Origin of the sequence: Rossellomorea orangium (assembly GCF_019334305.1) — a bacterium.
GTDB lineage: Bacteria > Bacillota > Bacilli > Bacillales > Bacillaceae_B > Rossellomorea.
This window is the reverse complement of sequence record NZ_JAHWGH010000008.1, coordinates 421,397-428,360: the sequence shown is the minus strand read 5'-3', so window position 1 is coordinate 428,360 and position 6,964 is coordinate 421,397. Positions and strand designations below refer to the sequence as shown.

Genomic DNA, 6,964 nt, shown 5'->3' with positions numbered 1-6,964 from the left:
GCTCCCATCAATCCGCTCGACTTGCATGTATTAGGCACGCCGCCAGCGTTCGTCCTGAGCCAGGATCAAACTCTCCGATAAAAGTTTGAATAGCTCTTTAAAAATAAATCTAGAATTAACGTTGACGTATTGTCTTGTTTTGTTCAGTTTTCAAGGTTCAATAAAAGGTAAAATTGGAGCGGGTGAAGGGAATCGAACCCTCATCATCAGCTTGGAAGGCTGAGGTTTTACCACTAAACTACACCCGCATATAAAATTATGATGGTCGGGAAGACAGGATTCGAACCTGCGACCCCTTGGTCCCAAACCAAGTGCTCTACCAAGCTGAGCTACTTCCCGTCAGAAAAGCATATGTATAACCGCGTGCATGATGCTCGCTAGTAGAAATAAGATGGCGCGCCCGAGAGGAGTCGAACCCCTAACCTTTTGATCCGTAGTCAAACGCTCTATCCAATTGAGCTACGGGCGCATTATGTCTTTTGTGATCTTTTGGTGCGGCCGAGAGGACTTGAACCTCCACGGGGTCGCCCCCACTAGGCCCTCAACCTAGCGCGTCTGCCATTCCGCCACGACCGCGTTTTAAAGCGACAAACACTATTATATCGAGGATAATCTATCTTGTCAATAACTTTTTGAAAAAGTTTTGAAAGTGCGGGTGAAGGGACTTGAACCCCCACGCCTTGCGGCGCCAGATCCTAAGTCTGGTGCGTCTGCCAATTCCGCCACACCCGCATGAATCTGTGATATATTTTCGCATTGGCGAAAATGGTGAGCCATGAAGGACTCGAACCTTCGACCCTCTGATTAAAAGTCAGATGCTCTACCAACTGAGCTAATGGCTCGTAATGGCTGGGCTAGCTGGATTCGAACCAACGCATGTCGCAGTCAAAGTGCGATGCCTTACCGCTTGGCTATAGCCCAATACTTTGTTAAAAAGTGACGAGGTTTTTATAATAGCACGTCCACCCCGATGAAGTCAATAACTTTCATGAAAAAAATCTGGCGGTCCGGACGGGACTCGAACCCGCGACCTCCTGCGTGACAGGCAGGCATTCTAACCAACTGAACTACCGGACCAAAAATTTTTGCGTCAGCAAAATATTTTACCTTACATTATATTGCATTAGCGAAAATAACTATCCTTACCTTGCGTTAGCAAAATAGGTTTCATTACCCTTCTGCTAGCAATATATTTCATTAAGTAAAAATGAAATGACCCGTACGGGATTCGAACCCGTGTTACCGCCGTGAAAGGGCGGTGTCTTAACCGCTTGACCAACGGGCCGCGTTTTAAAAGTAGTAATGGCGGAGAAGGAGGGATTTGAACCCTCGCGCCAGTTGCCCGACCTACACCCTTAGCAGGGGCGCCTCTTCAGCCACTTGAGTACTTCCCCATAAAAATGGCTCCGCAGGCAAGATTCGAACTTGCGACCGATCGGTTAACAGCCGATAGCTCTACCACTGAGCTACTGCGGAACGTAAAGTATTCTTTCGCTTAACTCGTCTTATCGACTCTTTAGATTATAATGACTCATCGATTTCTTGTCAACTACTTTCAGACACTTTTTTCCCGATTAACCGGATGTGATCGATAAGCTCATTTTTCATCTTTTTTCAATTACCATTTCCTTCTCCAATCGAAGCTTCCCTCTGCAGCGACCACAAACATATTTAGTCGTATTAATCTTTCGCTTCCTTTCAAATTCCCATCCGCACTTAGAACAGATATAAAGTAATAATCGCTTTCTCGTCTTCACACTGGGTAACGAAGAACAATGCCTCGGTCCCCCAACTTTCTTTAAAAGCCCCTTAAAGTCCGGATCTCCATGTTTATACCCTTTTCCTTCTATATGCAAATGATAATGACACAGCTCATGTTTTATGATGCCTATCAATTCGTCCATCCCATGCTCATCAAGATATTTGCGATTAATATCGATGTCGTGGCTTCTCAACATATATCTTCCGCCTGTTGTTCTTAATCTGGGATTAAAGTACGCCTTATGAAGGAACGGCTTGTGGAATGACCTCATTGAAATTTTCTCAACCAACTGTTGTAACTCGGCATTCGTCATCTTAAATCCTTCTTTCTTTATTAGAACATGACAACCTATTATAGCATAAACTAGGTATCACCCTTACTGTTTAAACCCGACAATCTACTCTGGGATTTCACTGGTGTTTTCTTAGAGACAAGGAGGTTCATCCATGCCTAATTGGCTTGTCAATCAATTAAGGAAAGCTTATTTTGAAAAGGATCGTTATCAAATTAAACTACTTAATCAGTGCTGGTACTTTTATCGAAAGAAGAACTGCTCTTAATGAAAGCCGCCAATCCTAAAGTCATTCAATCCCATATAAAGAAAACGAGCTGACCCCCTGATAGTTTCCCTATCACGTGAGTCAGCTCCTATTTATTCCCTACTGAATCATCGTCAGTGAGACTCTTCCTTTGTGGACGTCCACATCGTCCACCCAAACCGTTACGACATCTCCAACAGATACCACATCTAATGGATGCTTTACGAAACCATTTTTCAATTTGGATATATGGACAAGCCCATCCTGTTTCACACCAATATCTATAAACGCTCCAAAATCCACTACATTTCTCACAGTCCCTTGTAGTTCCATTCCTTGAGTGAGATCCTCCAATTTCAGGACGTCCTTTTTCAGTAATGGTTTAGGAAACTCGTCCCTCGGATCCCGACCCGGCCGAACGAGTGAATCAATGATATCCTTCAGGGTCAGTTTCCCAATCTCAAGTTCTTCTGAAACTTCATTTAGATCCAACTGACTGAGCGCCTGCTTTAATTCTTCTGAACCAATGGCCTCAACACTTAATCCTACTTTAGCGAGGAGCTTCTTCACATCCTGATAGTTGTCAGGGTGAATCGGAGTACGATCAAGAAGTTCCTTCCCATCTACGATCCGCAGGAATCCGATGCACTGCTCATACGTTTTGGCTCCAAGCCGTGGAATTTTCTTTAATTGGGCTCTCGATTGAAACCTGCCTTCTTCCTCTCTCTTTTTCACGATATTATTTGCCACCGTCTTTGAGAGTCCTGCTACATATTGAAGCAGAGAAGATGACGCCGTATTGACGTTAACTCCTACTTTGTTCACCGCTGTTTCCACGACAAAGGTTAAGGATTCATTCAATTTCTTCTGAGAAACATCATGTTGATACTGGCCGACTCCGACGGATTTAGGATCGATCTTCACTAACTCTGCCAACGGATCCTGCAGTCGTCTTGCAATGGAGACGGCACTCCTCTCTTCAACCTGAAGATCAGGGAATTCTTCTCGCGCCACATCAGAAGCGGAATACACACTTGCCCCTGCTTCATTGACAATCAAATAGGAAATGTTTTCGTTCAGATCTTTTAATATATCCACCACGAATTGTTCTGTTTCCCTCGAAGCTGTTCCATTTCCAATCGCGATCACTTCGATCGAATATTTCTTCAAAATGCTTTTCATTATGTCTTCTGCCTGGCTCCGTTTTGATTTAGGCGGGTGTGGGTAGACCACATTGATATCGAGGGTTTTCCCTGTTTCATCAATGACAGCCAGCTTACAGCCCGTACGGAATGCAGGATCTACACCCAATACCATCTTTCCTTTCATAGGGGGCTGAAGCAGTAATTTCCGTAAGTTTTCAGAGAAGATATGGATGGCCTGGTCTTCTGCTTTGTCTGTTAATTCGTTACGGATCTCCCTTTCCACCGATGGCTGGATAAGCCTTTTATAACTATCCTCCACCGCTTCTTTCACTAAAGGCGTGGAAATGGAATGGATATTTTTAATGACCTGTTTTTCTAAATAGTGTTGAATACCCTCTGCATCTGGCTGGATATTCACTTTGAGGATGTCTTCCTTTTCCCCTCTATTCATCGCCAGCACCCGGTGGGGAACCACTTTATGTATAGGCTCCTGATAGGAATAATACATTTCAAAAACTCTTTTTTCGTCCAGCTCTTCCTTTTTCACCTTCGTTTCAATTAACCCTTTTCTAAATGTATGTTTTCTTATGTAGTCCCTGTAAGAAGCTTCGTCGGAAATAAATTCTGCAATGATATCCCTTGCTCCGTTCAAGGCTTCTTCGACAGTTTTCACTTCTTTTTCTTCAGAAATATAGCGTGTTGCCTCAGCTTCGAGGTTTCCGTTTGAAGGGAAAGTAAGGATCCATTCAGCAAGGGGTTCCAATCCTTTTTCTTTCGCTACGGTCGCTTTGGTACGTCTCTTTTGTTTATAAGGACGGTATAAATCTTCCACCATTTGAAGCTTGTCCGCTTTTTTTATGTTTTGAGCTAATTCTTCTGTTAACTTCCCCTGTTCTTCTATCAAGCGGATGACTTCTTCTTTCCGCTGCTCAAGATTCTGCAGGTAGTTCCATTTATCCATGATATTCCGGATCTGAACCTCGTCCAGCGCGCCTGTCTGTTCTTTTCGATACCTGGCGATGAAAGGAACTGTATTCCCTTCCTCCAGTAGTGAGATGACGTTTTTTACATTCTTTATTGATAAGTTTAATTCTTTTGATACTTGGTTGAGTAATGGTTCTTGCTTTGATAAGGTTGTTGTCACATCTATAACCTCCATTAATAGGATTCTTTTATATTTTACCATAATTACCTTTTAGGATTGAAAAGGCTGTTGATTCCATTCCACAAGTACGCCAAACATACAAAATACAAAAAAAACTTACCCTAAAGCTCTTAGAGTAAGTTTCCAATGATATATGTTGTATCATCTGAAGTACCGTCGACTAACGACTGAATATCACCTAATGCTCCGTGAAGCGTTGGATATCTCTGCAGGATATTTTTCACACCAGAGATATTTAATCCATCCGAGTGAATGAGGAATCTCGAATTAGGATTGTAGTGAAAGCGTTGGGTTTTATACTTCTGCGGCCTGCCAGATAAATAACCTGTTACCGGCAGGGGATAAGTCATCTTTCCTTCAGGTGCATACATATAAAAACGGATATTTCCTACACAACTATACACAAACTCTTTGGAATGGTAATAGGCCTTGATAATCGCCACGGCAGCCCCGCGTTTTCTTTGAAGGGCTTCGTTACAGAGGCTCATAAGTGTATCCACATCCTCGTGGTGATGTTCTTCAACAATTTCCACGACTACATGAGAAGACTCATAGGCAAACTTACCGCTTCCTAAACCATCGGCCAGGACACAGATAAAGTAATCGCTTGTAGACGTATAGTAATAACTATCGCCACAAAAGGGGTTCCCATTTTTCGATACCTGCTCTGCATAAAGCTCTATATCATTTTGTTGAAGATACGCCATTAATAATGACTCTCCGAATCGTTCATCTCTTCTTGTATGGCTTCCCTTAGCTTCTTAATCGCTCTTCTTTGCAGTCGGGAAACATGCATTTGAGAAATTCCGAGCTTTTCACCAGCTTCTTTTTGGCTTAAGTTCTCCAAGTAAGTGTGTTGTATAATAGATTTTTCCCTATCGGTAAGAACATGAAGTACTTTCTCCAGAACAAGTCTCTGATTTACTTTCTCGTAGCCCTCATCCTGGTCTCCAACAATATCCAGTATCGTTACCGTGCTACCCTCTGAATCAGCCTCGATGGAGTGATCAACAGACAACGCCTGATAACTTCTGCCCATTTCCATTGCTTCAAGTACTTCTTCTTCACTCACTTCCAAGTACTCTGCAATTTCATGAACCTGGGGAGAACGCTCCAATCTATTAGTCAACTCTTCAACCGTCGATTTTATTTTCGGGCCAAGTTCTTTTATTCTGCGGGGGACATGTACACTCCATGTTTTATCCCTTAAGAACCTTTTGATTTCTCCGATGATGGTTGGAATGGCAAAGGCTTCAAATGATCTGCCGAAAGATTCATCGTACCTTCTAATCGCTCCAAGAAGTCCTATCATCCCCACCTGGATGATATCCTCATGGAAAGACCTGCCCTTTGAATATTTTCTCGCAATGGACTCAACAAGATTTTGATAGTGCAGGATAAGTTGACTCTGAGCGTCATCATCCTGGGTTTCCTGGTAATCCTTGATCCATTGCAGTACTTTTTCCTTTTGGGCCTGCTGGTTAGGTTGAGATAGTTTTTTCATCCCTCTCCACCTGCTCCCCTGATAGGAATTTAGTCATGAAGACTGTCACTCCCTCCTTGTGATGCACTTTTACATCATCCATCAGGCTCTCAATAAGGTAAAGACCCAACCCACCTTCTCTCAAGAACTCAACGGAATGATCGGCATGATAAGGACCAACAGCACTTCGGATTTCCTTGAAATCAAAACTTTCACCGTGATCTGCCACCATCACCTCAAGACGATCCCTATACAGTGCAAACCCGACAACAACTTCACCGTCATTGTCCTTGTATGCGTGCTGTACAGCATTGGTGATTGCCTCACTTGTAGCGATTTTCAAATCCTCGATGGCATCATAATCAAACCCCATGCGACTTGCAATTCCCGAAAGCGTCAAACGAATAACTCCGACATATTCCGGTTTTGCGGGGATCTTCATTTCGATGTAATCAAAAGCTTGCATCATTCCACTCCACCTTCTACCTTGGAATTAATATTCATAATATCCCCTAAACCTGTAATATCAAACAGTCTTTGCAGACGTTCGGACAAACCTACAAGATGAAGCTGTCCCCCGCGTGCTTTTACCGTTTTAAACAGGCCGACGAAAACCCCAAGTCCCGTACTATCCATATATGACACTTCGGAAAGGTCGACAGTAATATCTTTATTATCAGCTTCAGCAGATGGTTGAAGCGTTTCTTTAAGCTTTGGAGCAGTATATGCATCAATTTCCCCCGCCACTTTCACAAGCAGATCGTTTTCTTTTTCTTTCATATCTATTGATAAGTTCATAAAAAGACCACCTTTTTGGCAACATTATAATAAGTCTCTAATTATTTACCCTATTTAAAATAAAAATAAACT

Annotated in this window: 7 protein-coding genes, 11 tRNA genes and 1 rRNA gene; 1 reads left to right on the top strand and 18 read right to left on the bottom strand. The window is 42.8% G+C overall.

Annotation, left to right across the window (positions count from 1 at the left end):
• From KYJ26_RS05730 to KYJ26_RS05670, 13 genes are all read right to left on the bottom strand, one after another.
• A 16S ribosomal RNA gene (locus tag KYJ26_RS05730) occupies positions 1–81 on the bottom strand; the annotation flags it as partial.
• Positions 82–174: 93 nt separating this feature from the next.
• A tRNA-Gly gene (locus tag KYJ26_RS05725) sits at positions 175–248 on the bottom strand.
• Between the two features lie 14 nt (positions 249–262).
• Positions 263–339, bottom strand: a tRNA-Pro gene (locus KYJ26_RS05720).
• 53 nt (positions 340–392) lie between these two features.
• Positions 393–469, bottom strand: a tRNA-Arg gene (locus tag KYJ26_RS05715).
• 21 nt (positions 470–490) lie between these two features.
• Positions 491–576, bottom strand: a tRNA-Leu gene (locus tag KYJ26_RS05710).
• Between the two features lie 74 nt (positions 577–650).
• Positions 651–732 (bottom strand) — tRNA-Leu (locus KYJ26_RS05705).
• Between the two features lie 34 nt (positions 733–766).
• Positions 767–842 (bottom strand) — tRNA-Lys (locus KYJ26_RS05700).
• 4 nt (positions 843–846) lie between these two features.
• Positions 847–921 (bottom strand) — tRNA-Gln (locus tag KYJ26_RS05695).
• A 79-nt stretch (positions 922–1,000) separates the two neighbouring features.
• Positions 1,001–1,077, bottom strand: a tRNA-Asp gene (locus KYJ26_RS05690).
• 136 nt (positions 1,078–1,213) lie between these two features.
• Positions 1,214–1,285: transfer RNA gene (locus KYJ26_RS05685), tRNA-Glu, on the bottom strand.
• A gap of 18 nt (positions 1,286–1,303) precedes the next feature.
• A tRNA-Ser gene (locus KYJ26_RS05680) sits at positions 1,304–1,394 on the bottom strand.
• A 7-nt stretch (positions 1,395–1,401) separates the two neighbouring features.
• Positions 1,402–1,476 (bottom strand) — tRNA-Asn (locus KYJ26_RS05675).
• A gap of 128 nt (positions 1,477–1,604) precedes the next feature.
• On the bottom strand, positions 1,605–2,075 hold the full coding sequence (locus tag KYJ26_RS05670) for a SprT family protein (RefSeq protein ID WP_219166348.1): 471 nt from the start codon (positions 2,073–2,075) through the stop codon (positions 1,605–1,607).
• A 133-nt stretch (positions 2,076–2,208) separates the two neighbouring features.
• Here KYJ26_RS05670 and cmpA point away from each other — a divergent pair, with 133 nt between their 5' ends.
• Complete coding sequence (gene cmpA / locus KYJ26_RS05665; protein ID WP_219166347.1) at positions 2,209–2,322, top strand: cortex morphogenetic protein CmpA; 114 nt, start codon at positions 2,209–2,211, stop codon at positions 2,320–2,322.
• Between the two features lie 99 nt (positions 2,323–2,421).
• Here the strand turns inward: cmpA and KYJ26_RS05660 are convergent, their stop codons facing one another.
• The 5 genes from KYJ26_RS05660 to KYJ26_RS05640 all read right to left on the bottom strand — a co-directional run bounded on the left by KYJ26_RS05660 (position 2,422) and on the right by KYJ26_RS05640 (position 6,892).
• On the bottom strand, positions 2,422–4,605 hold the full coding sequence (locus tag KYJ26_RS05660) for a Tex family protein (RefSeq protein WP_219166364.1): 2,184 nt from the start codon (positions 4,603–4,605) through the stop codon (positions 2,422–2,424).
• Between the two features lie 116 nt (positions 4,606–4,721).
• Complete coding sequence (locus KYJ26_RS05655; RefSeq protein WP_219166346.1) at positions 4,722–5,318, bottom strand: PP2C family serine/threonine-protein phosphatase; 597 nt, start codon at positions 5,316–5,318, stop codon at positions 4,722–4,724.
• Positions 5,318–6,115: an RNA polymerase sigma factor SigB gene (gene sigB / locus KYJ26_RS05650; protein WP_219166345.1), complete on the bottom strand. Its 798-nt coding sequence runs from the start codon at positions 6,113–6,115 to the stop codon at positions 5,318–5,320. Before sigB ends, KYJ26_RS05655 begins: the two co-directional genes overlap by 1 nt.
• The gene (gene rsbW, locus KYJ26_RS05645; protein ID WP_307513643.1) at positions 6,093–6,560 is read right to left on the bottom strand and encodes an anti-sigma B factor RsbW; all 468 of its coding nucleotides are present in this window, start codon (positions 6,558–6,560) and stop codon (positions 6,093–6,095) included. Before rsbW ends, sigB begins: the two co-directional genes overlap by 23 nt.
• The gene (locus KYJ26_RS05640) at positions 6,560–6,892 is read right to left on the bottom strand and encodes an anti-sigma factor antagonist (protein WP_219166343.1); all 333 of its coding nucleotides are present in this window, start codon (positions 6,890–6,892) and stop codon (positions 6,560–6,562) included. The genes rsbW and KYJ26_RS05640 overlap by 1 nt, the downstream gene beginning before the upstream one ends.
• Between the last annotated feature and the right edge of the window lie 72 nt (positions 6,893–6,964).

Coding starts and splice junctions, on each gene's coding strand:
- KYJ26_RS05640 (WP_219166343.1), bottom strand. CDS start 6,892: ATGAACTTATCAATAGATATGAAAGAAAAAGAAAACGATCTGCTTGTG.
- KYJ26_RS05670 (WP_219166348.1), bottom strand. CDS start 2,075: ATGACGAATGCCGAGTTACAACAGTTGGTTGAGAAAATTTCAATGAGG.
- cmpA (WP_219166347.1), top strand. CDS start 2,209: ATGCCTAATTGGCTTGTCAATCAATTAAGGAAAGCTTATTTTGAAAAG.
- rsbW (WP_307513643.1), bottom strand. CDS start 6,560: ATGCAAGCTTTTGATTACATCGAAATGAAGATCCCCGCAAAACCGGAA.
- sigB (WP_219166345.1), bottom strand. CDS start 6,115: ATGAAAAAACTATCTCAACCTAACCAGCAGGCCCAAAAGGAAAAAGTA.
- KYJ26_RS05655 (WP_219166346.1), bottom strand. CDS start 5,318: ATGGCGTATCTTCAACAAAATGATATAGAGCTTTATGCAGAGCAGGTA.
- KYJ26_RS05660 (WP_219166364.1), bottom strand. CDS start 4,605: ATGGAGGTTATAGATGTGACAACAACCTTATCAAAGCAAGAACCATTA.